We start from the raw sequence: 21,223 nt of genomic DNA, 5'->3' as shown, positions 1-21,223 counted from the left end.
TCAGTCGACTTTCGCGCCCGACGCTTTCACGACGGTTTCGTACTTCGCGCGTTCGCGCTTGACGAACGCGGCGAACTGCTCCGGCGTGCTCGGCATCGGTTCGGCCATCAGCGTCGCGAAGCGCGCCTTGATGTCGGGCGTCGCGAGCGCGTCGGTGAATGCCTTGTTCAGCTTGCGCGTCACGTCGGCCGGCAGGCCGGCCGGGCCGAACAGGCCGAACCAGGTGTTGACGTCGAAGCGCGCGAGCCCGCCGCCGGCTTCGGCGATCGTCGGCACCTCGGGCATTGCGCTCGAACGCGTCGTGGTCGTGACGGCCAGGGCGCGCAGCTTGCCGGCCTTGATGTTGGTCGACGCGGTCGCCAGGTTGTCGAAGTTCAGGTCGACCTGACCGGACAGCAGCGCCAGCTGCGCCGGGTTGCCGCCCGAGTACGGGATGTGGACCATGAACACGCCGGCCTGCGCCTTGAACATCTCGCCGGCCAGGTGGCCGGCACTGCCGTTGCCGCCCGAGCCGTAGTTCAGCTTGCCGGGGTTCTTCTTCGCGTACGCGACCAGGTCGGCGACGTTGCGGATGCCGAGCCGAGCCGCGGTCTCGGTGTTCATCACCAGCACGTTGGGAACCTGCGCGACGCCGGTGATCGGCGTGAAGTCGCGGATCGGGTCGTACGGGATGCGGGCATACAGCCATGGGTTGATCGCATGCGTCGCGACCGCACCCATCACGATGGTCAGGCCGTCGGGGGCCGACTTGGCGACCGCATCGGCGCCGATGTTGCCGCCGGCACCGGCCTTGTTGTCGACGATCACCAGGCCGAGGCTGTCCTTGACCTTGTCGGCCAGCGCGCGGGCGATCACGTCCAGCGGGCCGCCGGGTGAGTAGGGCACGACCAGCCGGATCGGCTTGCTGGCCTGGGCCGAAGCCAGGGTCGTGAGGGAGGGCAGTGCGGCGGCGCCGGCCAGGGAGAGAAGGTGTCTGCGTTGCATCGAGGGGGTCTCAGGCAGGGTGCTTGTCGGCTTCGGACGTGAATGAATCGGCGTAGAACTCGTCGGCGGGCAGGCCGCAGCGGGCGACCAGGTCGCGCTGTGCCGATTCCACCATCACCGGCGCGCCGCAGGCATACACCTGGTGGCCGGACAGGTCGGGCAGGTCGGCCATCAGTTCCAGGTGGACGAAGCCGGTGCGGCCGGTCCAGCCGTCGTCGGGCTTCGGCTCGGACAGCACCGGCACGTAGCGCAGCCACGGCAGCTCGCTCGCGGCCCGCAGCATCCAGTCGTGCAGGTACAGGTCGGCGCGGCTGCGGCAGCCCCAGTAGACGACGGCGGGGCGCGCGTTGTCCTTGAAGCGCAGGTGCTCGATGATCGCCTTGATCGGCGCGAAGCCGGTGCCGCTGGCCAGCAGCACCATCGGCTTGGCCGAATCCTCGCGCAGGAAGAAGCTGCCGAACGGGCCCTCGAGGCGCAGGATCTCTTTCTCCTTCATCGCGCCGAACACATGGTCGGTGAACTTGCCGCCCGGCATGTGCCGGATGTGCAGCTCGATGCCGGGGTGCTGCTCCTGCGTGTGCGGCGCGTTCGCCATGCTGTAGCTGCGACGGCTGCCGTCGCGCAGCACGAATTCGACGTACTGGCCGGCGTGGTAACGCAGGCGGTCGTTGGCCGGCAGCTGCAGGTGCAGCACGGCCACGTCGCCGGCCGGCCGCTCGATGCGGTTGACGCGGCATGGCATCTTGCGCACCGGGAACTCGCCGGCGCCGGCGACGGTGCGGGCTTCCAGCACCACGTCGGTCTGCGGCGCGGCGCAGCAGGTCAGCACGAAGCCGGCCTCTTCTTCGGCGTCGCTCAGGGCCTTGGCCTGGTGGGCGCCGTGGATCACGCGGCCTTCGAGCAGCCTGCATTTGCAGGAGCCGCAGGCGCCGTCCTTGCAGCCATACGGCAGGCCGACGCCCTGGCGGATCGCCGCCGCGAGGATCGGCTCGTCGCGATCGACCTGGAAACTCGTGCCGCTGGGCTGCACGGTCGCGGTGAAAGTCATGGGGTAACCTCGAAATCAGCCACCGATTCTGCCCGCGATCCAATGCCCTTCCGCCCCGACCTGCCGACCCGCTTCAAGCGCCCCACCCTGTTGATCGTCGGCTGCGGCGATGTCGGCCAGCGCGTCGTGCGGCTGTTGCAAGGGCGCTGGCGGGTGCTGGCCCTCACGTCGTCGCCGGCGCGCGCGCCGGCGCTGCGCGCGCTCGGCGTGCGGCCGCTGGTGGGCAACCTCGACGAGGCGGCGACGCTCGGCCGGCTGGCCGGCCTGGCCGATGCGGTGCTGCACCTGGCACCGCCGCCCGGCCAGGGCGAAAACGATCCGCGCACCGCGGCGCTGCTGGCGGCGCTGGCCCGCTCGCCGCGCGTGCGGCGCATCGTCTACGGCAGCACCAGCGGCGTGTACGGCGATGCCGGTGGTGCGCGCTTCGACGAGACGCGTGCTGCCGCGCCGGCCAGCGACCGCGCACGCCGGCGCGTCGATGCCGAGGCGCGGCTGCGGCTGCACGGCAGGCGCTTCGGCGTCGCGGTGACGATCCTGCGCATCCCTGGCATCTACGCCCCCGACCGGCCGGGCGGGCACCCGCGCGAGCGCGTCGCGCGCGGCACGCCGGTGCTGCGCGCGGAGGACGACGTGTACACCAACCACATCCATGCCGACGACCTGGCGCGCGCCTGCATCGCGGCGCTGCACCGCGGGCTGCCGCAGCGCATCGTGCATGCGAGCGATGACACCGAGCTGAAGATGGGCGACTACTTCGACCTGGCGGCCGACCTGTGCGGCCTGCCGCGCCCGCCGCGCATCACGCGCGACGAGGCCCGGCAGCAGCTGCCGGCGATGCAGATGTCGTTCCTGTCGGAATCGCGCCGCCTCGACAACCGCCGGCTGCGCGAAGAGCTGCGCCTGCGGCTGCGCTACCCCACGGTGCGCGACGGCCTGTAGCCCGGATGCTGATCCGGGATCGTGACCGTGAATCCGCGGGTTGGCATCCGGATTACACGCCGAGCGACTGCGTCAAGGTCTTCATTCGATCCGTCGCACGCGCCTTCAGCGTCTGCGTCTCGTCGCCGCGCTGCACCTCGAGCGTGACCTCGCGCTCGGCCGTGCCGCCGCCCCACAGCGTCTTGTAGAAGCGCTCCAGCCCGCCGACCGCGACACCGTCGATGCGCAGGATCAGGTCGCCGGCCTGCAGCCCCGCGGCCTCGGCCGGGCTGCCGCGATTGACCTTGACGACCCGCACGCGACCGTCCGATTCGACGCAGTTCAGCCCCAGCCATGGCCGATGGCTCAGCGCGGTGCTGCCGCTCTCGCGCATCTCCTTCAGGATCGGCTTCAGCAGGTCGATCGGCACGAACATGTTGCCGGGCAGGCGCGGTGCGTCGTCGCCGCCTGCGTCGGCAACGATCAGCGAGCCGATGCCCAGCAGCTCGCCGTTGGTGTTGAAGAGCGCGGCGCCGCTGTGGTCGGCCCGTGGCGGCGCGGTGAACAGCGCGCCGTCGATGTGGTATTCCCAGTAGCCGGAGAACGCGCGCCGCGACACCACCCGCGCGAGGCTCAGCTCGCCCTGGCCGACCGGCGAGCTGCCGCTGACGATCATCACCGGCTCGTCGGGCGCGAGCTGGCTGGTGTCGCCGAGCGGCACCGGCGGCAGCCGCAGCGGCGTCAGCGGTTGCAGCAGTCCGAAGCCGGTGGCCTGGTCGTAGGCGACGACCCGCGCCGGCACGACGCGCGACGAATCCAGCTGCAGGTCGACCTGGTCGGCTTCGAGGATCAGGTAGCCGATGGTCAGGACCAGGCCGTCGGTGCCGATCACGACGCCCGAGCCGAGGCGCAGCTTGCCGAGCGTCTCGGCCGACGTGGCGTGGCCGAGCGCCTGAACCTGCACGCCGACCACCGCGGCCGCGGCGCGGGCCAGCAGCTCGCCTTGTTCCTTCAGCGTGGCTTCGTCATCGCCGGATGGTGGGGCTGCGAGGGCCGCTCCGCAGGCGCACGAGGTGGCAAGCAGGCAACCCATGGCCCATCGGTGCAGGGCACCGCGCAGTGCATGAAGCCGGGCGTCGATGACGTTCATGAGGCCCTCCGGACAAGACCAGTCGTGCGGACGAGCATGAGCGTTTCGGCGCGCCCTTGGCGAGGCGGGGGCTTTCCGCGGCGTGAAATCAACGCCGCGTCGGTGGATCAGCGCCGGCCGAACGGCGGCTGGCCGCGCCAGTAGCGGATCATCAGCCAGCCGCCGAAGATGCCGCCGAGGTGGGCGAAGTGGGCGACGCCGGGCAGCCAGCCCTTGAGACCGAACAGCAACTCCAGCGCGCCGTAGACCAGCACGAAGGTCTTGGCCTTCATCGGGATCGGCGGGATCAGCGGCACGATGACGCGGTTCGGGAACATCATCGCGAAGCCGAGCAGCAAGCCGAAGATCCCGCCGGATGCGCCCACCGTGGGATAGGTCGCGCCCATGACGAACGCCACCACCATCTGGAAGCCGGCCGCGGCCACGACGCTGGCCATGTAGAACTGCAGGAAGCGCTTCTGTCCCCAGAGGCGTTCGAGCTCGGACCCGAACATCCACAGGCCGAGCATGTTGAAGATCAGGTGGTCGACTCCGCCGTGCAGAAAGCCGTAGCTCACGATCTGCCAGGGCAGGAAGCCCCCGCCGACCGGCCACAGCGCGAGGAAGCGGTCGACGACGAAGCCGAACACGAACTGCAGGCAATACATGCCCACATTGATGAGGATCAGGGCCTGGGTGACGGGCGGCAACGAAGGCATGCAAGGTCCGCGGCAAGGGATGGGGCGCCAAGCGTACCCGGTTTGGGCTTGTCCCCGAAAGGCTGTGGCAAACTCTCACCCCTTGCACCGGCCTCGGTGGCGAAATTGGTAGACGCGCGGGACTCAAAATCCCGTTCCGCAAGGAGTGTCGGTTCGATTCCGACCCGAGGCACCAGAACCCTTTTCTGGTCTGCGCCACAGTGCGCCAAAACCTTCGATAATCCGCGCCGATCCTCGCAGTACGGGTGCCGGCAGCTGAATCAAAACGGATCAGAAAGCAGCCTCAGTTGCACCCCATTGCGCCAAATTTGCGCCAAGGCAGGGCAACGATTCGCAAGGTGGGAGAGCGCTGGAGGGCCGAGGTCCGCAAGCGTGGAGTGAGTGCTTCGGAGAACTTCCGGACCAAGGCGGAGGCCACCCGTTGGGCCGCTGAACGCGAGGCCGAGATCGAGGACGGTCGCGTGGGCAAGGTGCCTCGCAGGACCCTTCGACAGGCCTTCGAACGATACGAGGAAACCGAGACGAGCAAGAAGCGCGGATGGCGTGCCGAGGGTATCCGGATCGCGAAGTTCAAGGCGACGATTCCGTTCATCGACAAGCCGCTCGCGGACATCACATCGGACGAGTGGTCCGCCTGGCGCGATTCGCTCGCGGCGGGAAGCGTCGACCGCAAGCCTCTCGCACCAGGTTCGATCGCGCGCGACTTCAACGTAATCCGGGCCATGTACCGGATTGCGCTCGATGAGTGGGGCTGGCTCAAGGTCAACGTGCTGACTCGCGTCAAGAGTCCTGCGCCGCCGCCGGGCAAGGAGCGCGTGATGTCGCCCAAGGAGGTGAAGGCCTTGTGTGCGGCGCTCGGGTATACCGATGGCGCGCCAACGACCCAATCACAGCGGGTAGCGTTGGGGCTTCTCTTTGCGCTGGAGACCGGCATGCGCGCTGGCGAGATCTTCGGCCTGCGTGCTAGCAACGTCGACAACAAGAATCGGGTTGCACATCTTCCGCTGACGAAGAATGGTCAGGCGCGCAACGTTCCTCTGAGTCGACGAGCGATCGAGATCTTGGAATTGTCGGCCGGCGGTGAGCTGGCGTTCGGACCTTCGGCGAGCAGCGCAGATGCGCTGTATCGGAAGTACCGGCCGAAGGAGCTCGGGGACATCACATTTCATGCGTCGCGGCATACGGCAGCGACTCGGCTCGGTAGCTCTGGAAAGTTGACGCCCTTCGAGCTCTGTCGAATGTTTGGCTGGACCGACATGAAGATGGCGCTTCGGTACTTCAACGCGACGGCTGCGGACATTGCGGCGAAACTTGACTAGGGCACTTCCCTTGCCATTCCTCCTGCGGTTCCGTCGGTCGGCTTGAGGCTGGTTGCCGGTTGTCGAAGCCAAGCCGGTCAATGACCGCTGCTGGCATGAGCTGTCACTCGTCCGGCCGCGACCGTCTGTTTCGACTGCCCCCATACCCTCCTTCGGCATGGCCAGTCCTAGAATCTGGGCCCAAGGGAGCAAGAAGTGAGTGCAGCCAAGGAACATCCGAAGGTCTTCATTTCGTACAGCTGGTCGGGCGCCGAGCACGAGCAGCTCGTGATGGATCTAGCCACCGCCCTAAGAACACACGGCGTCGACGCTATCCTCGACAAGTGGCATCTGAAGCCAGGTCAAGACAAGTACGTGTTCATGGAGTCGATGGTGACTGATGTCACCGTGGTCAAGGTACTAGTTCTGTGCGACCGCAAGTATCAGGAGAAGGCGGACGCACGCGCCGGTGGCGTAGGGACCGAGAGCCAGATCATCTCGCAAGAGCTCTACGCCAAGGTGCATCAGACAAAGTTCATCCCGGTCGTCTGTGAGCGTGGCGATGACGGGGAGGCGTTCCTTCCCGTCTTCATGAAGGGGCGCATCTACGTCGACATGTCGTCGGCCGAGAGGTTCGGCGAGGGCTTGGACGAGATCCTGCGCCAGATCTTCGATCGCCCGCTCTATCCAGAACCGCAGCTCGGCGAGGCTCCAACCTTTCTCAAGGACGAAGGGGTTGGACTGCCCGCGGCAAAGGAGTTCCTGTCGGCTGTTCGCGCTATACGAGAAGGCAAGCCCAACCGCGATGGATTGGAGATGCTGTTCATTCGCAGCCTGCTCGCCGAGATGTCAAGGCTTTACGTGAAGCCAGACGCCAGCAAGAGCGGCTACGACGAGGAGATCTATCAGGCCATTCTTAAGACCAAGGCCTTGCGCGACCAGCTGTCCGACTATGCCGACGCAGTCGCTGGATTCTCGGGCGATGACCCGAGATGCCTGAAGGCCTCGTTTCACTTGCTCGAGCAACTGGGCCAGCAGTTCGGTCCGCCCCTCGATCAAAGTCAGTTCATGGAGGTCTGGGCTGACACTTTCCGATTCTTCTCGCTCGAAGTGACGCTCATCCTTGTCGCGGCACTCATTCGATTCGAACGTTGGAAGTCCCTGCGTCGCCTGCTGAGCTATCCCTATCTCATCAGGACCGAATCCAGAAATGTACGAACCTCCGACATCACCTCGTTCGACTCGTACATCGCGTCAATGGATGAGCACCGGAACAATCGCCTGCGTGCGAATAGAGCATCAATGACTGCGGACATGCTGAAGGAGCGCTGCTCGGTCGACCACACATCGTTCCTGGAACTGGCTCAGGCCGACGTCTTCATGGCTCTCCATGGCGTGGCGCACGCCAAGGCCGGCGTGGTCGACGCTATGTACCCGTTTTGGGCGCCGCGCACCGCTGTCTACCTATCGACATCGCAAAGGCTACCGCTCTTCCAAAAGGCGGTGGACGACGAGATTCGACAGGGCATTCACACTGCCATAGGCGCAGCATCGGGTGCCGACCTGTTGAGCAAAGTCGACGCTGCTCGCCCATTGCTCGATGACTTCAAACAACTCTCCCTTGGACGCTTCCCTCGGTTCAACTTTGCTGAGGCTGTGAATCTGCAGGTACTGACGAAGTGATCGCGCCATGACCGCAAAACTTATGGCTTCGGCGTGACGGACATGAGCATGCGGAGCAGGAGGAAGTCGTCGGGCGCCGTGATTTGCAGCTCACCGTCTTGCGCTACACGTACTTCCGCAACCCTCGGATGAGACAAAACGCCGTCGGCAATCGGATGCTTTGCAAACGGGTTATGCAGCACCCAGAGGCCATCCATCAAGTTCTCTTGGTAGTCGCACTTTTGCGCCGTTCGAACCTCAGGGAACAGGCTCCCTTCCTTCGGATGGAAGGATCTGTAGATGGTGAGGGCCGTTGGATTGTCTGCAAGAGCGCGCATTTTGCCCCAGGTCGCGAGTGAGCTGTAGATGACCGCTGAGACCTCCGAGTAGCTGTCGTCGCAGAATAGGCCCACAGGAATATCAACGGTCTCCGACTTGGCTGCGGTTGCCACGTTGTAGCTCGCGACTCTCTCCGCGTCGCGTAACGTCGCCGCCTCGTCGTGATACAGCCCGTAGATAGCAGCGATGACTGGACGGCTGGCCGCGAAGTGAGCAAGTGGCCGATCAAAGGCTGCGATCGCTATGACGAAAGGCGCCCCGGAAACGTGAGGCAGTGCAGAGTAGTAGTTTCGATAGCGGCGCGCCTTGGCGTCGAAGCTGTTGCAGATGCGGACCGCTGCATCTGCATTGAACTTCGAGAAGTCGCCCGGTATGTCTCGGACGTCGTACCCGAATGCTGGCGCGCCGCCTTTCGGCGGGGCCGCGATGGTGGCTTCCATCGTCAACCATGTCGGCTGTGGGATCACAAAGTCCGGAGACGTGAATGCCATGTCCGGTACGAGCCCCCACGTTCTGAGCGCGGCATTCAGGTAGAGCTCCCAAAAGCTCGACTCGAATGTCAGCTGCAGCTCTTGCACGAACTTGCCGTCACGATCCTCGAACCCTTTAGCCCAGTTCTCTAGCACAGCGCGCTCGGGCGCGTATTCATCTTCCATCAGCCGGCGAAAGATCATGTGCTGACGTTCGGGTGGTACTTGCGGACGAAACAGATCGATTGGCACGTTGCTGGTCGCTAGTTGGGTGGGCTGTGCATGATAGGCAGCCCGCGGCAGAGCTGATGGTCGCTTGCTCTTCTAGCTGTCTAGTTGAGCTAGGGCGAAGGACTGCAATCGGCGGCAGAGCCGACAGTGACAGCGAGCGAGCCAAAGTCAGCTTCAGCTGCAAAACGGTCGACCCGCTGTTGGGAGGCCACGTCAGACTGCGTGCGATCGGTCAGATTTAGGCACTGAACGCCTGCTCGGACCCCAAGGAGACTCTCGTTACGTACCGCCTTAGATCGGCTCAGTGACGGCCGAGTGGGGGGGGCGCCGCAGCGACCCGGCTGACTTGGCCGAATGGCTGATGTGAGCCGCGAGGCGCGGTTATCGACCCCAAGTTGGCCGTCGTTTACCCATCTGCCGGCCTCGACCTGTCCTTCACTTCGCTACCTGCGAGAGGAAGTCGGCCGTTCGCGCAAGACTGGACATTGGTTCACTCAACGCGCGCGAGCGCCGCGCTCATAGCCTTCTCGACCACGTCCATCCGGTTGCGACTGAATCGCAGCCAATTTGCTCGCTCAACGACTGCAGAGCTACAGCACTGAGTAGACATCTCGGCTAGCGTCGTACATCGCACCTCCTAGCAGAACCAAGCGATCCCAGTACTTTGTTGCTTCCGGAGACCGACGAATGTTGGCAGTCGCCCCACTTGATGGGCTCGACTCCACTTCGCGGCCGAGTACCCGCTTGACTTCAGGAAGAAGAGCCTCTGGTATTCCCATTGCCGCGTACTCAATGCGTGAGAAGTGGTTGGCCATGACAACTCGGACAGTGCTCGGATTGACTTCTTCCAGTGTCAGTTCGAAGAAGTCTCCGGACGACGGGGGCGGAATTGTTCTTGCGCGGAAGGTGAGCTCGCCGCTGATGTTTGTCGAATGCGTGTAATCGAACGCACGAGAGACACCGTCACGTCCGATGCAGGATAAGAGTGCCATAGATCTCGGTCTCCTTTGAAACGACTTCCTCACAGCCTCACAGTATTGCCTCACGAGGCGGATGCAGCCAAGTCGCGAAGCAATGCCGTCGCATGACGTCGACGAAGGGTCGCACTAAAGGAGTATGCCCCCCGCCCCACTTACCAGGGCGCACCGCACAGGTGCGGACTCGGACAGCTTTGGGGTCCGTGCGGCTTGCCTCGTAAGATGCCCAACATCTGCTCGCTGACTGGTCCTGGTTGAACCTGTCGGCACGCCCGCTGGGAGGAAGATGCACAACGTGCAGTTCGAGATTTCGAAGCCCGTAGGCGATGGCGAGTTCGAAGACATGTGTGCCCGAATCTACGGGACAGTTTTCAACGACCCGTTGCCGCAGACGAACGGACGCCGCGGCCAGAAGCAAGGCGGCATCGACGTTTTCATTGACGCGCCAGAAGGCCGTCTCGGCGTTCAGTGCAAGAGATATGCGGACGGAGCGCTGAAGCTCAAACACGTAGCACACGAAGTCTCCGAAGCCGACCTGGCGAACACTCCTATCGTTCGCCTTGTCGTCGCTACTACAGCTACTAGCGATGCGGTCCTTCTTAGAGAGGTTCAGGACCTTTCAGATGCGCGGGTCGCGAAAGGGCAGTATCCCGTCAAGATTGAGTTCTGGCAGGATCTCTGCCGGCACATTCGCGGCAGCCCCAAGCTGCAGAATGACTACGCACCAAACGCGCCTGGTGCCGTCTTTCACCGATTGGACGAACAGAGTGCAGGGCTCCAGGCGAACCTCCTCAGCATCAACTCCAAGCTCGAGGTCTTGGCAGCGCTCCCGGGTGGTCGCCCAGATTCCGTCAACAAGTACCTCTCGTCGCAGCTCGACGCCATCAACGACGTACTTCGGGCGGCGAGGTTCAAGGACGCTCTTGAGGACCTGCAGCGCATCGGCACGGACATGGCGCTCTTCGACGCCCACCAGCAGGCACGCTGGTACGTGCAACGTGGCGTGTGCACGTGGCATCTGGAAAGCGACGCTGCTGCCGCACCCGACTTCCTCCGCGCCGCCGAGCTATATCCGGACGACGAGAAGATTGCTGCCGCTTGGGTTCGAGGGCTGCTATTTCAAGACCGAGTTGACGAGGCACTGACCGCTGGGCAAGAGGCGCTCGCAAGGTTTCCCGCCTCGGTCCATGTCTGGATTGCCCACGCAAATGCCAGGATGGTCAAGGGCCTCCACCTTGCGCCTGCCGACGCTCCCGCTGCGATGCGCGACGACTGCGATGTGCTGCAGCTATTGGCGTGGGCACGAAAGAAGGCCGGAGACCTCGCAGGTGCCGTTGAGCTGAGCGCCAGGGCACTCGCCAAACCCGATGCTGGGTTCTTTGTGCGGAACACGGCGTTGGTGCTGGCGCTCGAGGTGGCTGCCAGTGACCCTGTCAAGGTTGCTCATGGTTTGGTGAGCGAAGCGGCAATTGCCGCGCTCCAGCAGGCCGTCGAGACGCTAACCCCGCGGAAAGACCGCGTTTGGTCGGTGCAATCGCCGGGCTCAGTCGAAGACACGCTGGTGCACCTCGGCTACAGCTACCTTGTGCTGGGCATGCCCGAAGAGACTCTCGTGCTCGTGGAAGAGGCCCTACACAGCGGCGCTTTGACCCCCCGCTTGAGACGCGTCGCTTTGGAAGCCTATCGTCGGTTGGAGCGGCTAGACGAACTGGTCCAGCGTGGCCGCGAATGGATCGATGACCTCGAGGAAGAGGCTCTGATTTTGCTCGCGGAGAACGCTGCCGATGTGGGCGATTTCCAACTGGTCGAGGCCGTGCAGGCAATGGTCGCGCAAAAGGGCTTCCAGCAGAACGATGTGCCGCACCTGCTGCGCGCTATGCGGTGGGTAGCCCTCTGGCGTTCAGGCACCGGCAAGCGGCAAGCACTGACGGAGGTCAAGGCAGCAGATATTGCGAGCTCCGACAGCCTCGCCATCATTTGTGGCGGCGCTCGGATACTGTATGCGGGTAAGGACGAGGCGGCAGCCGATGCAGCAATTGAAAAGGCCTGCACTCTGGTGTCTAGAGACACAGCTCCAACCGAGCGCCTCTTACTCGCGGACCTTCTCTTCGCCACGGACAAGCTGGAGCTTGCTGCCCGTCAGTACGAGCTGCTCGCCCCACGGGGCAAGCACTCAGAACTCCACAACCGGCTGCTTCGCTGCTATGTGCGAACTGGCGCACTGCGCAAAGCGAAGGAACTAGTTCTATCGTTCCCAGACACCTGGACAAGTGACGAGCGGGCGCTGAGTCTGGCGATTGACCTGGGGCAACAAGCCTCGGACTGGCAGTTTCTGGTGCCCCTCGCCGAGCTGAATGTGGAGCGGCGGCCGCATGAGGCTGGCGGCTGGTTGCTGCGTCTCGCGCTCGACCTCAAGATGCGCAAGATGGCTCGGTTCCACCGTGCACTCGAGTCGGTTCCTTCCGAGCTTTCCGGGCCGTCACGACTTCTCACGCAGATTGCGTCTCTTGAGCTTCGCTTTGAGCGCAAGGAGACGGGCATGCTACGGCTGTATGGCATGTTTCGTCGCAACCTCGACGATGTAGATGCCGCATCCGCGTACTTCATTGCCATTGTGGCTGGGCCGCAAGACCTTCCTTTTATGGAAGAGGAACTGACGAAAGTTCAGCCGGGTTCAGCCGTGACGCTCAAGAACGAGCTGGGCGGGACGGTGACACTCTCAATAGACCCGGAGGGACTGCCGGACCTCCCGGCCCGCGAAGGCATGGTCGCTCCTACAGGTGACATAGCGCGCAGCCTTATGGGTGTTTCCGTGGGCGAGCAAGTCTCTCTGCCTGGCCCCTTCGGAACCGAACTCCGCTATGTTGTTGCAGAGGTGACGACCACGTTCCGGCGTTTGCTTCACGTCGCGCAGGCGCGGGTGAACTCGCCCCTTGCTTCTAAGCTACCTGTCATGTCGGTGCCGGTTCCGAAGACAGACAAGGGCGTCGACTTCAGCCACGTGCACGCCATGCTGAAGCGGCAGTCAGAGCACTCTCGACGAGCTCTTCAAGGGTACGCAGATAGTCCGATTACCCTGGGGATCCTGGGTAATCTGCTCGGGCGAAGCGTGGTCGACATGGTCTTGGGGTGGCCATCTGACGCACCTCCATTGTTCGTTTGTGCTGGTACCAAGGAGCAACGGGAGGCAACTGTCGAGCTGCTCAAGCGGGCAGACGCCGAATATGTGGTTGATGCCGCGACCATTGCCGAGCTGGCGTCACTTGACTGCCTTGCCGCCCTGGCGTCCCTACCTCGCGTCTACATCTCAACGAAGGCCGTTGAGATTCTTGAAGCTCGACTCGAAGAGGCGAAGCTCGAACGCTCAGGCGGACATATGTTCGATCACAACGCCATGCGATTCGTCGAGTACACGAATCAGGATAGAGAGCGGCAGAAGGCGCTCATTCAAAGCATGGTTGACGCGGTTCGCCAGCACTGTGTGATGGTTCCTGCCTACGGCCCGGAGGAGCTTCCAGCAGACCTGGAGCGAGCGCAAGACGTTCTCGAGGACGAGGAACACGCGGCGCTGCTCCTGACCGCGGAGAAGAACGCGACTCTGTTTACCGTGGACGGACGACTCGCGCAGTTCGGCTTTATCGCCGCGAAGGTCAAGTCGGTGTGGCCACAAGAGGTGCTTCGGTACGCCGGAGAGCGAGGGGCGCTGACGCATCTACAGTACACATTTGCTGTCGTCCGCATGTTCCTGCGGAATCGCAACTTCGTCTCGCTAGGCTCCTATGACCTGGTGTTTATGTGCCTGCAAGGAGGCTGCGCGCTTACCGAGGGGCTTCAGCGGTTCAAGGACTACCTGGCCTCCAGTTCCACCGAACTGGTGTCCGCGGTATCCGTTGCGTTCGAGTTCCTCGAACTGCAGGCGCGGCAACCCACTCAGTTCAAGGCGTTCGCGGAGCTCTTGGGGCACATCGTCGAAGCAAGCCTGCGCCACCCTCACTGCAATCAAGAGGCACTCTTGAGGGCCGCCGTTGACTTTGCTAGCGATATGGCCCGCAAGAGCAACGGCATCCTCATCCCGTATGCCGCTGTTGAGGGCCACCGACAGCAGCGCATGAAGGTCTACGCCAAGGCTCTTGGGGAGGAGGTTGAAGCCGCCGCAAAGCTTGCCTTCTCACCGCCGCGTCGACGATCAATCAAGCTACGTGCGTTGAAGTGCATGCGGACTCCATATCTCACTTTCGACGGGGAGGCGAAGGACCCGGTGGAGCCGCCTGTCCAGCACGTGGATCCTGTGCAAGGAGAAGACCTCTGAGCCAGAATCGGGAAGCCAACTTTGGCAGCAATCAGGGTTAGATGCTGGCCTTCGGCGAAGTGGATGAACGCGCTATGGAGACGCCGGCTTCACCGGATCCCCGCAGATCGCACCAGCCCGACGGTCCGCTTCGAGACTGCGAGATCCGGAAGGTGGATGTTGCTTCTGGCTCGATTGCTTCAGTTCGCGCAGTTGCAGAGCGCACGTCAACCCATCCTGGCTCCACAGGGGCGCGACACGTTGACGAGCGTCCTCACGTTCAGCCCGCTTGACCGATCGCTTGGCTGCCTCCGGAGCGCCGCAACGTCCGCGTTAAGGCAGCAAGCAGTCGGTGGGTGGTTCGAAGCGATAGTCTGCATCCGCTGCAAAACTAACGCCCGAGAGTTCCCCACGGCTTCAGACCGAGGCTGCCTTCGGATGCCGCCCCGGGTTATCTCTGGACCAACTGCTTCCAAGTCTTCCCGGACTTGATCGTTGCAATCACGTACTTGGGCGCGCGTTTTCCGGCGGAGGTCCAAGGCTCAGGCCATGACGAGTGCTTGTATGTGACGCCAGCTTCAGGCTTCGCGCCATTGGTGTCTTGGCTCTCAGGCACCTTCTTTTCTGCAGTGCCACGAGGCGCACGAGTCTTCTTTTCCTGCAGGTGCTTGATCACATCGGCAACATCGAATCCGGCCTCTTTGATTGCCTGCCGCATTTGTGCGACGTACTCGACAATCTTGTTCTCTGATTGCTCGAGAAAGGCAATCTGCTTTTGAAGCTTCTCTGCTTCTCTTCTCAGCTGATCGAGGGACTTCGCCATATGTTCTCCTATTGATTTGGTGGGGCAGATCATACGGGGCGATAGAGAGTCTGAAAGTTCGAAGTAGATTTCAAACATCTTCTACGCACCGGTTTTGATTGCGATTTTCACTTGGTGCGTCCGGTAGATCTTAGCGATCAACGGGAAGCATTGCTGTCGTGGCAAAGCCGACGTTCGGTTCGCGCTGGCTGCGGATATGCTGCGCCGAGGCTGACGGCGGACATCGAGAGTTGTCGGACTATCTGCGAAATTTCTCCGCCCAGTCTCGGACGTCGTCTGGCCTGAAACGTCTGATGGGTTCACTGCCCGCTCCAGGCAAGTCGACAGCGCTCGGGAAGTCGGAGCGAGTAAGGAGAGAGCGTCGTACGTGCGCGACGTTCAACTTCAAATAGGTCGCTACGTCGGCGGTATCCCACAGGCGCGCGTCGAGTGTTCGCACGTCCATGAGGCGCTTGAGGATGTCGGTGATCTGTTCGATATTTCCTTCCATCTTAGAAGTTCCCTTTGATCGTCTGATTCTGTGTTTTCTTGTCGGCGTCGCGCGGAAGTAGCGGTGTGCCGATTTGATAGTGCTCGGCTGCCGCGAGCAGATGGGTCGGTTGCTCTTCTGCGTCGTCAGGTCCGACCATCACGTTGGCCGCGAGCGCGCAGTCAAGAAGGAAGAGTGCGACCGCCGAGGGGTGCATCTCGTCGATGCGCGATGCCAGGTTCCCGATGCCACAGTCGTACAAGCCTTCAAGGGTGGCGCGGTGACGCCATGCGATGGACTCGCAGACGAACTTGGCGACCAGCCGCAGATCGAACGCGCTGCGCTCGGTGGCGAGGGCTCGCTCGCGGACGCGCTTTAGCAGGTCGAGCCGGCTGCGGCTTGCGAGAGTGGCAGGCGTGACGTTCTCGTCGATCGCCTTCCGCCGTTGGTTGCGGACGGGCTTGGGCATTGGCGTTGCGGCTGGCGGATCGTGATCTGCGTCGGTGCCGTTGGCGGCCGGCTCTACGGTCGATTCCGCCGGCTTGTGCTCGTGCGTATTTGACGGGATGTCCTCAGTCACAACCGCCTCGACGTGCGGCGCCGGTTCGCGATCGGGCGTGGCCTGCTCGGTGGGTGCAGCGGCAGCCGGCGCGCGCGGAACGACCCGCATCAGGTGAACCTTTTTCTTCTCGGCGAAGCAGTCCGGATCAGTGCAGACGTCTGCACTGCCACGCGTCGAGCCTGCAGCTTGGCCGCCAGCGTTGCTGCCGAGGTGGGCGACGTCCGAGAAATCGGGTGCGTTGCCGGAGCGCTTCCAGCAGTCGACACAGTTCCCGACCTCGGGCAGCAAGTCTGCGTCGGTGATGTCGAAGATGGCTGCGCTCAGTTCCAGCGAGAACCGATCGCTGAGCAGGGCGTGGATGCGGCGATAGCTGACCTTGCCGCCGTTGTCGAGGCGAGCCTGGGCGTCTTGCCGGATGCAATCCAACGCCTTCTCTTGCAGGGCAGTCGATGGCAGGCGCGCGATGAGCTGCGTTGCCTCGGTGCCGAGTTCGTCGGCCAGGTAGGCGTCGCGCAGCGCCGGGCACGCGTCGAGCAGCTTGAACCGGTTGTAGATGAAGGTGCGGCTCTTGCCGAACTTCACGACCAGATCCTCGATGGTCAGGCCGTCGTTCTGGATCATCGACATGAATCCCTCAGCCTCTTCGAGCGGATGCACGTCGGTGCGCTGCAGGTTCTCGACCACCTGGGCGCTGCGGGCTTCCGCATCGGTCATGTCCCGCACCATGCAGGGAGCCGTATCGAGGTTGGCGAAGCGAGCGGCGCGCACGCGGCGATGCCCGAAGACGATCTCCAGGCCGACGCCGTCTGGCCGGGGACGAACCAGGATCGGCTGATGAATGCGGCCCTCGGCCAGGATGTTCGCCGCGAGGGCGTCGATGCCGGTGAAGGTGCGGCGCGGATTGAAGGGACTCTCGTGCAACTGGTCGAGAGCTAGCGCGTGGATGGTTTCCATGGTTTTCATCGGGGTTTGATGCTCAGCGGCCGAGCTGGCGTGCCAGCTGCTGGCGTTGGAAGTCGAGGGAGTCGGCGCGCTCGATGAAGGCATTGCGCCAGGCGCTCCAGGGTGTGTCGCGACAGGCGGGCGACATCAGGTTCACCCAGGTGACGGGTTGCACTCCGACGAGTACCGGCCACGGCGTGGTGGATGCGGGCAACAGCTGGGCGCGCTCGGTAGCCAGCGCCATCAAGTCGGCCTGCTTGATCGCCTTGGCGTGCGTGGCGTTGGCGACGTTGAGCGCGAAGCCGTTGCGGATGACGCGAGCGAAGCGGCTCTCCAGCGTGTGCCAGGGCGCCCCGACTTCGTCTTTCACTGGCGAGGCGAGATCGTTGACAAAGGCTTCGTGGGCGTCGTGCATCAGCGCGGCGAACTGGCCGTGCACGTCGAGGTTGAATTCACGCTCGGCGATCTTGCAGACGAGCAGCGAGTGCTCGGCGACGCTGTACGGGCGGCAGGTGGCGCCGGTGAAGCGGTTGATGAGGCTGAGGTGATGCGCGATCGTGCGCAGGTTGATGGCGCCGGGCTGCGGATGCTGCAGCGAGACCTCGGCGCCGGTGGCAGTGGTGATCCAGCTCATGGGGGCTCTTGGGTGAGTGAACTAGGGGGTGGTCGTCAGCAGCGCAGGCCGGCGAAGTCGAGGTAGCGAGCATCAGGACCGCAGCGGCCGCGCGCATCGCGCATCAGTTCCACCGGTGTGGGCTCGCGCAGGCCTGCTTCGGTGCAGGTGCAGATGCGGGCTCCGGCAGCATCGAACGCACCATGGCGGCACAGCACGCAACCGCGCAGCGGCGGAACTTGGATCCAGCTTTCGGCGGGCTTCATGCTGCAGCCCAGTGCAGGCCGGCGGCTGCTGCTGCGACGATCGCGAGGCTGCCGATCGGGATGCCCCAAACGAGACCATGGCGCCAGCCCGACCAGAAGCTGGCGCGGCGTCCCGCAACGGCCGCGGCCAGGATCGCTTCGCGTGCCTCATCGAGCGCGTGGGCGACGATGTGTTTCTTCAGGTCTTCCAGCCGCTGCTTGGGGATGAGTGCGGCCAGCCGGGCAGCGGCTGCGCGATCCGCCTGGCGCTGTGCGGCGGCAGGGTCAGGAAAGCCACCGAGCGGCGCACGCGGCGCGTCAGCGGCAGGGGCGGAGCATGGCTCAATGAGCGGTGCTGCGGGCACGGCGAGAGTGGACTCCGTCTGTGCGATGGAATTCATGGACGTCTCCGGTGATGGGAGCCTGCGCAGGCGCGGGCTCAGAAGTCGATGGGCGCGATCCAGCCGCCGAGGCCCCAGAGCAGGAGCAGCAGCAGGTACACGAGGGGCCAGCGCAAGCGCGGATTGCGGTCGGCCCAGGCTTCGAGGGGGAAGTGCGTGTGGGTCGCACTCATGCAGCGACCTCGTCGAGGCGCTCGACGTTGCTGATGGAGCAGCCGGTCAGTTGATGGGCGACGCGCTGCGCGTGCTCAGCGTCGCGTGCCTTCACCTGCACGAATGGCAGGACGCCCGTGTCGCAGGCGGCCGGGAAGCCGCTCCGGTCCGCGGGGTGGAAGTGGCAGCGGTAGCTGCGCAACGATGTTTCGCGATGGAGGACGGGGTTCGACGTTCGGCTGCTGCCGTACGAGCGGCGATGGAGTTGAGCGAGTTGGCGCATTGCATGTCCGGTGTTGATTCGGATGCAAGCTTAGCGCACTAAGCTCGATGCGCTAAGTAAACCACTTAGTGCAGTCAACTAATCGGAGGGGTGAGCACCGAGGCGGTACTCGCGCGTGAGGCTGTTATGTGTGCTGGGGCCGAGCTCGCCGAACAGCCAGGACGTTCGTGTCAGGGGTCTGCAGATACGTCACTTGAGCCGCGAGAACGCGAGCCGAAGCGGCATCAGTTGGGGTGCCAGCGCCTTGCGGATACCACTGCGACGATGGGATGCATGACCGGGATGCCGGCCCGATCGAACGTGGAGCGCTTGCCAGTATTCACGCTGAGAACGGTCACGATGCCACCGCGCTCGAACATGAACTCTTTGATCATTCGATGGCCTTCATCGAGGGCGATGACCACGTACTCGCCAGGTTCGCATGCCGCGGTGGGCTCAACGACAACGTACTGCCCATCCCGGATTGCTGGGTGCAGACCATCCCCACGAATGCGCAGCGCGTAAGCGTTCGGATCGCGGCTGTATCCCTCGATGTATCCATCGGGTCGCCCGAGAGGATAGGCCAGCTCTTCGTAGAGCCCCTCTTCTCCCATTTGAACGGTGGCAACCACGGGCACTCGGACCTTCGAATTGTGGAGATCGTCCTCGGCAGTGTTGCCCTCATCGACGATGTCCCACATGACCCGATTGAACGCCGCTTCTGTGATTCCGGTCTGCGGCCGCTTCTTCGGAAGCTTCCCGGTGACGATCCACTCGGCGCTGTATCCCGTCACCGCTTCCAGTGCCGCTGCGCTCTCAGCCTTTAGGCTCTTGATGCCTCCGCCGAGCCACATGGTCACCGCGCCCGAGGTCTTTTTCGTGGCGCGCGCAAGGTCCGCGGGGCGCAGGGATGCGCCTTCCATGGCTTCCTTGATCCGTTCGGCGAGGGTGCTCATCGGCAGTTCGATAGTTAAGCAGGATTAGCGCACACAGTTCACTTAGCGTGCTTGCTGAGCAAAAGATCAGTGTGCTAAGCTATTGCGCTATGGAAGCTCAACTCACTAAGTCAGCGGCCATCCGACTGGCCCGCGGGGTGAAACCCCTCGCAGAGATCTTTGGCATCTCGCCGTCTGCGGTCAGCCAGTGGAGAGAGGTGCTGCCGCAAGCCCGCATTTGGCAACTTCGTTGCTTGAAGCCGGACTGGTTTGCTGCGTCCGCCCAGCCGCTTGACGCGAACTGCACCGACATCGTTCGTACGTCGGAAGCGGGGGCGTCGAAATGCTGACCCACACCGAAGCTACTGCAGTGCTTCAGGCCGCGAGGGCGGCCGGGCAGTGTGAAGAGACAGCGCTTCTCGCAGCGCTGCTACGAGCTGGCGCGCAGCCGGTACGCCGAGTACCAGTGTGGCAGGGGGTTGGCCTGCTGGTGCAGTCAGCGTCACCTGCAGCGCGCCCATCGGTCCCATCGGCGACGCGATCTCGGTGAACTCGACGCCCACCTGCGCAAACACCATTTCGACGCTCATCCCCTCCGTCTTCTTCTCGCTCATCAGTTTCTTTCTCGTGCGCTCATTGGTGCGCAGTATGGCTACCAGTGCGCGGTCCATCCATAGCCTCTTTCACAGGCCCATGCCATGAATGTCCAAACCGCCGCCTTCAACCTCGTGCACGACCATCCCGGCGGCACGTCGGCGCTCGCACCGCTGCTCGGCAAGAGCACGTCGACGCTGAACCACGAAGTCGATCCCAACTACGCGACCGCCAAGCTCGGCCTGGCCGACGCGCTCAAGCTCACGCTGCTGACGAAGAACCACGCGATCCTCAACGCCTTCGCAATGGCTTGCCACTGCATGGTGCTACCGCTGCCGCCGTGCCCTGACGACAGCGACGACAACACCTTCAAGAGCGTGACGCGGGTGGCGCGCGAGTTCGCCGAGCTGATCAGCCAAGTCGGTGAGGTGATGGCCGATGGTGCGGTCTCCGACAACGAGCTGCGCCGTGTCGAGCGCGAGGCTACTGAGCTGGTGTCTGCCATCCAGGCGGTGCTCACCACCCTGAGGCTGCGCAACGAGGCCAGCCGCCCGAAGACCTTCCGGGAGGTCTGCTGATGAACGCGGGCACGATCACCGTCCACGATGGCCGCGACACGCTGGAGCGTGCGAGCGAAGACGACCTGGTCAGCGTCAGCGAAGCGGCGTACCTGCAGGCCGCCCTGGTCCGCCACCGACTGCGCGCCCAGCAGGAGGCTCAGGCGCTGAACTTGGTCCGCGCGCCGCTCGGCACCTGCGCCAACTGCGACTCGGGCTGCGACCCCGCCGCTCGCTACTGCGATCCCGACTGCCAGAGCGACCACGCCCAACGCGTGGGCCGCCTCTCTCACGCCTCCAACCTGCGGGCCTGACGCCCGCACCTCCACATGAACCGACAAAACGCATTGCGGCCCAAACGGCTGCAAGGGAAGGGTGTTGCCCGATGAGTACGCGCCTGATGGCCGACTGCTGGCCACTGCGCATGCCGCCGACACCGAAGGCGGTCCTGATCAGCTTGGCCGACCAGGCCAACGATCAGGGCTTCTGCTGGCCCAAGGTCGAGACGATCGCGTTGCGCACGTGCCTGAGCGAGCGTGCGGTGCGCAACGCCATCCGCTGGCTGGAGGAGGCTCGACTGCTGCGCGTGAGCCCCGGCGAGATG

General features: G+C 63.8%; 21 protein-coding genes, 1 tRNA gene and 1 pseudogene. 9 read left to right on the top strand and 14 right to left on the bottom strand.

Features of this window, described 5'->3' with window-relative positions; all coding sequences use genetic code 11:
• Positions 1-984, bottom strand: a complete 984-nt coding sequence (locus FHT26_RS13365; RefSeq protein ID WP_168560634.1) for a Bug family tripartite tricarboxylate transporter substrate binding protein — start codon at positions 982-984, stop codon at positions 1-3.
• Positions 985-994: 10 nt separating this feature from the next.
• Positions 995-2,032 carry a CDP-6-deoxy-delta-3,4-glucoseen reductase gene (locus FHT26_RS13360; RefSeq protein WP_168560633.1) on the bottom strand — a complete coding sequence of 346 codons (1,038 nt, stop codon included), beginning with the start codon at positions 2,030-2,032 and terminating at the stop codon, positions 995-997.
• Between the two features lie 42 nt (positions 2,033-2,074).
• Here FHT26_RS13360 and FHT26_RS13355 point away from each other — a divergent pair, with 42 nt between their 5' ends.
• Positions 2,075-2,971 carry an NAD(P)H-binding protein gene (locus FHT26_RS13355; RefSeq protein WP_210427390.1) on the top strand — a complete coding sequence of 299 codons (897 nt, stop codon included), beginning with the start codon at positions 2,075-2,077 and terminating at the stop codon, positions 2,969-2,971.
• A 52-nt stretch (positions 2,972-3,023) separates the two neighbouring features.
• On the opposite strand, the gene FHT26_RS13350 is transcribed toward FHT26_RS13355, so the two are convergent.
• Positions 3,024-4,043, bottom strand: a complete 1,020-nt coding sequence (locus FHT26_RS13350; protein WP_246867883.1) for a S1C family serine protease — start codon at positions 4,041-4,043, stop codon at positions 3,024-3,026.
• A gap of 164 nt (positions 4,044-4,207) precedes the next feature.
• The gene (locus FHT26_RS13345; RefSeq protein WP_168560631.1) at positions 4,208-4,798 is read right to left on the bottom strand and encodes a rhomboid family intramembrane serine protease; all 591 of its coding nucleotides are present in this window, start codon (positions 4,796-4,798) and stop codon (positions 4,208-4,210) included.
• Positions 4,799-4,888: 90 nt separating this feature from the next.
• On the opposite strand from FHT26_RS13345, the gene FHT26_RS13340 reads away from it, so the two are divergent.
• The 3 genes from FHT26_RS13340 to FHT26_RS13330 all read left to right on the top strand — a co-directional run bounded on the left by FHT26_RS13340 (position 4,889) and on the right by FHT26_RS13330 (position 7,779).
• Positions 4,889-4,973 (top strand) — tRNA-Leu (locus FHT26_RS13340).
• Positions 4,974-5,085: 112 nt separating this feature from the next.
• Positions 5,086-6,117, top strand: coding sequence for a tyrosine-type recombinase/integrase (locus FHT26_RS13335; protein ID WP_168560630.1), 1,032 nt, complete (start codon positions 5,086-5,088; stop codon positions 6,115-6,117).
• Positions 6,118-6,312: 195 nt separating this feature from the next.
• Positions 6,313-7,779 (top strand): SEFIR domain-containing protein, encoded by a 1,467-nt coding sequence (locus tag FHT26_RS13330; RefSeq protein WP_168560629.1) that lies wholly within the window; start codon positions 6,313-6,315, stop codon positions 7,777-7,779.
• 20 nt (positions 7,780-7,799) lie between these two features.
• On the opposite strand, the gene FHT26_RS13325 is transcribed toward FHT26_RS13330, so the two are convergent.
• Complete coding sequence (locus FHT26_RS13325) at positions 7,800-8,819, bottom strand: glycosaminoglycan attachment site (protein WP_349238141.1); 1,020 nt, start codon at positions 8,817-8,819, stop codon at positions 7,800-7,802.
• Between the two features lie 1,251 nt (positions 8,820-10,070).
• Here FHT26_RS13325 and FHT26_RS13320 point away from each other — a divergent pair.
• A complete protein-coding gene (locus FHT26_RS13320; RefSeq protein ID WP_168560628.1) occupies positions 10,071-14,084 on the top strand; it encodes a PIN domain-containing protein in 4,014 nt (1,337 codons plus the stop codon).
• Between the two features lie 430 nt (positions 14,085-14,514).
• Here the strand turns inward: FHT26_RS13320 and FHT26_RS13315 are convergent, their stop codons facing one another.
• From FHT26_RS13315 to FHT26_RS13285, 8 genes are all read right to left on the bottom strand, one after another.
• Positions 14,515-14,886 carry an H-NS family nucleoid-associated regulatory protein gene (locus FHT26_RS13315; protein WP_168560627.1) on the bottom strand — a complete coding sequence of 124 codons (372 nt, stop codon included), beginning with the start codon at positions 14,884-14,886 and terminating at the stop codon, positions 14,515-14,517.
• A gap of 491 nt (positions 14,887-15,377) precedes the next feature.
• A complete protein-coding gene (locus FHT26_RS13310; RefSeq protein ID WP_168560626.1) occupies positions 15,378-16,880 on the bottom strand; it encodes a ParB/RepB/Spo0J family partition protein in 1,503 nt (500 codons plus the stop codon).
• Positions 16,881-16,893: 13 nt separating this feature from the next.
• Positions 16,894-17,493, bottom strand: coding sequence for an HD domain-containing protein (locus FHT26_RS13305; RefSeq protein ID WP_168560625.1), 600 nt, complete (start codon positions 17,491-17,493; stop codon positions 16,894-16,896).
• 35 nt (positions 17,494-17,528) lie between these two features.
• A complete protein-coding gene (locus tag FHT26_RS13300) occupies positions 17,529-17,738 on the bottom strand; it encodes a hypothetical protein (protein WP_168560624.1) in 210 nt (69 codons plus the stop codon).
• Positions 17,735-18,118 (bottom strand): hypothetical protein, encoded by a 384-nt coding sequence (locus FHT26_RS13295; RefSeq protein ID WP_168560623.1) that lies wholly within the window; start codon positions 18,116-18,118, stop codon positions 17,735-17,737. The genes FHT26_RS13300 and FHT26_RS13295 overlap by 4 nt, the downstream gene beginning before the upstream one ends.
• A 38-nt stretch (positions 18,119-18,156) precedes the next feature.
• Positions 18,157-18,291, bottom strand: a complete 135-nt coding sequence (locus FHT26_RS30345; protein WP_282597169.1) for a hypothetical protein — start codon at positions 18,289-18,291, stop codon at positions 18,157-18,159.
• Positions 18,288-18,554 carry a hypothetical protein gene (locus tag FHT26_RS13290; RefSeq protein ID WP_168560622.1) on the bottom strand — a complete coding sequence of 89 codons (267 nt, stop codon included), beginning with the start codon at positions 18,552-18,554 and terminating at the stop codon, positions 18,288-18,290. The genes FHT26_RS30345 and FHT26_RS13290 overlap by 4 nt, the downstream gene beginning before the upstream one ends.
• A 224-nt stretch (positions 18,555-18,778) precedes the next feature.
• A complete protein-coding gene (locus FHT26_RS13285; protein ID WP_168560621.1) occupies positions 18,779-19,489 on the bottom strand; it encodes a S24 family peptidase in 711 nt (236 codons plus the stop codon).
• An 89-nt stretch (positions 19,490-19,578) separates the two neighbouring features.
• Here FHT26_RS13285 and FHT26_RS30605 point away from each other — a divergent pair, with 89 nt between their 5' ends.
• On the top strand, positions 19,579-19,818 hold the full coding sequence (locus FHT26_RS30605) for a Cro/CI family transcriptional regulator (RefSeq protein WP_490362787.1): 240 nt from the start codon (positions 19,579-19,581) through the stop codon (positions 19,816-19,818).
• 12 nt (positions 19,819-19,830) lie between these two features.
• Here the strand turns inward: FHT26_RS30605 and FHT26_RS13280 are convergent, their stop codons facing one another.
• Positions 19,831-20,139 (bottom strand): hypothetical protein, encoded by a 309-nt coding sequence (locus tag FHT26_RS13280; protein ID WP_168560620.1) that lies wholly within the window; start codon positions 20,137-20,139, stop codon positions 19,831-19,833.
• 27 nt (positions 20,140-20,166) lie between these two features.
• On the opposite strand from FHT26_RS13280, the gene FHT26_RS13275 reads away from it, so the two are divergent.
• The 3 genes and pseudogenes from FHT26_RS13275 to FHT26_RS29930 all read left to right on the top strand — a co-directional run.
• Positions 20,167-20,640, top strand: a complete 474-nt coding sequence (locus FHT26_RS13275; RefSeq protein ID WP_168560619.1) for a phage regulatory CII family protein — start codon at positions 20,167-20,169, stop codon at positions 20,638-20,640.
• Positions 20,640-20,933 (top strand): hypothetical protein, encoded by a 294-nt coding sequence (locus FHT26_RS13270; protein WP_168560618.1) that lies wholly within the window; start codon positions 20,640-20,642, stop codon positions 20,931-20,933. The genes FHT26_RS13275 and FHT26_RS13270 overlap by 1 nt, the downstream gene beginning before the upstream one ends.
• Positions 20,934-21,004: 71 nt before the next feature.
• A pseudogene (locus FHT26_RS29930) lies at positions 21,005-21,190 on the top strand (helix-turn-helix domain-containing protein); the annotation flags it as partial.
• Positions 21,191-21,223 lie beyond the last annotated feature (33 nt).

The organism is Rhizobacter sp. SG703, assembly GCF_012275445.1.
GTDB lineage: Bacteria > Pseudomonadota > Gammaproteobacteria > Burkholderiales > Burkholderiaceae_C > Rhizobacter.
This window is presented reverse-complemented; position numbering and strand designations above follow the sequence as displayed.

Excerpts from the sequence above, each read along its gene's own strand:
- FHT26_RS13365 (WP_168560634.1), bottom strand. The coding sequence starts at position 984 with ATGCAACGCAGACACCTTCTCTCCCTGGCCGGCGCCGCCGCACTGCCC.
- FHT26_RS13360 (WP_168560633.1), bottom strand. The coding sequence starts at position 2,032 with ATGACTTTCACCGCGACCGTGCAGCCCAGCGGCACGAGTTTCCAGGTC.
- FHT26_RS13355 (WP_210427390.1), top strand. The coding sequence starts at position 2,075 with ATGCCCTTCCGCCCCGACCTGCCGACCCGCTTCAAGCGCCCCACCCTG.
- FHT26_RS13350 (WP_246867883.1), bottom strand. The coding sequence starts at position 4,043 with ATGGGTTGCCTGCTTGCCACCTCGTGCGCCTGCGGAGCGGCCCTCGCA.
- FHT26_RS13345 (WP_168560631.1), bottom strand. The coding sequence starts at position 4,798 with ATGCCTTCGTTGCCGCCCGTCACCCAGGCCCTGATCCTCATCAATGTG.
- FHT26_RS13315 (WP_168560627.1), bottom strand. The coding sequence starts at position 14,886 with ATGGCGAAGTCCCTCGATCAGCTGAGAAGAGAAGCAGAGAAGCTTCAA.
- FHT26_RS13310 (WP_168560626.1), bottom strand. The coding sequence starts at position 16,880 with ATGAAAACCATGGAAACCATCCACGCGCTAGCTCTCGACCAGTTGCAC.
- FHT26_RS13305 (WP_168560625.1), bottom strand. The coding sequence starts at position 17,493 with ATGAGCTGGATCACCACTGCCACCGGCGCCGAGGTCTCGCTGCAGCAT.
- FHT26_RS13300 (WP_168560624.1), bottom strand. The coding sequence starts at position 17,738 with ATGAAGCCCGCCGAAAGCTGGATCCAAGTTCCGCCGCTGCGCGGTTGC.
- FHT26_RS13295 (WP_168560623.1), bottom strand. The coding sequence starts at position 18,118 with ATGAATTCCATCGCACAGACGGAGTCCACTCTCGCCGTGCCCGCAGCA.
- FHT26_RS30345 (WP_282597169.1), bottom strand. The coding sequence starts at position 18,291 with ATGAGTGCGACCCACACGCACTTCCCCCTCGAAGCCTGGGCCGACCGC.
- FHT26_RS13290 (WP_168560622.1), bottom strand. The coding sequence starts at position 18,554 with ATGCGCCAACTCGCTCAACTCCATCGCCGCTCGTACGGCAGCAGCCGA.
- FHT26_RS13285 (WP_168560621.1), bottom strand. The coding sequence starts at position 19,489 with ATGAGCACCCTCGCCGAACGGATCAAGGAAGCCATGGAAGGCGCATCC.
- FHT26_RS30605 (WP_490362787.1), top strand. The coding sequence starts at position 19,579 with ATGGAAGCTCAACTCACTAAGTCAGCGGCCATCCGACTGGCCCGCGGG.
- FHT26_RS13280 (WP_168560620.1), bottom strand. The coding sequence starts at position 20,139 with ATGGACCGCGCACTGGTAGCCATACTGCGCACCAATGAGCGCACGAGA.
- FHT26_RS13275 (WP_168560619.1), top strand. The coding sequence starts at position 20,167 with ATGAATGTCCAAACCGCCGCCTTCAACCTCGTGCACGACCATCCCGGC.
- FHT26_RS13270 (WP_168560618.1), top strand. The coding sequence starts at position 20,640 with ATGAACGCGGGCACGATCACCGTCCACGATGGCCGCGACACGCTGGAG.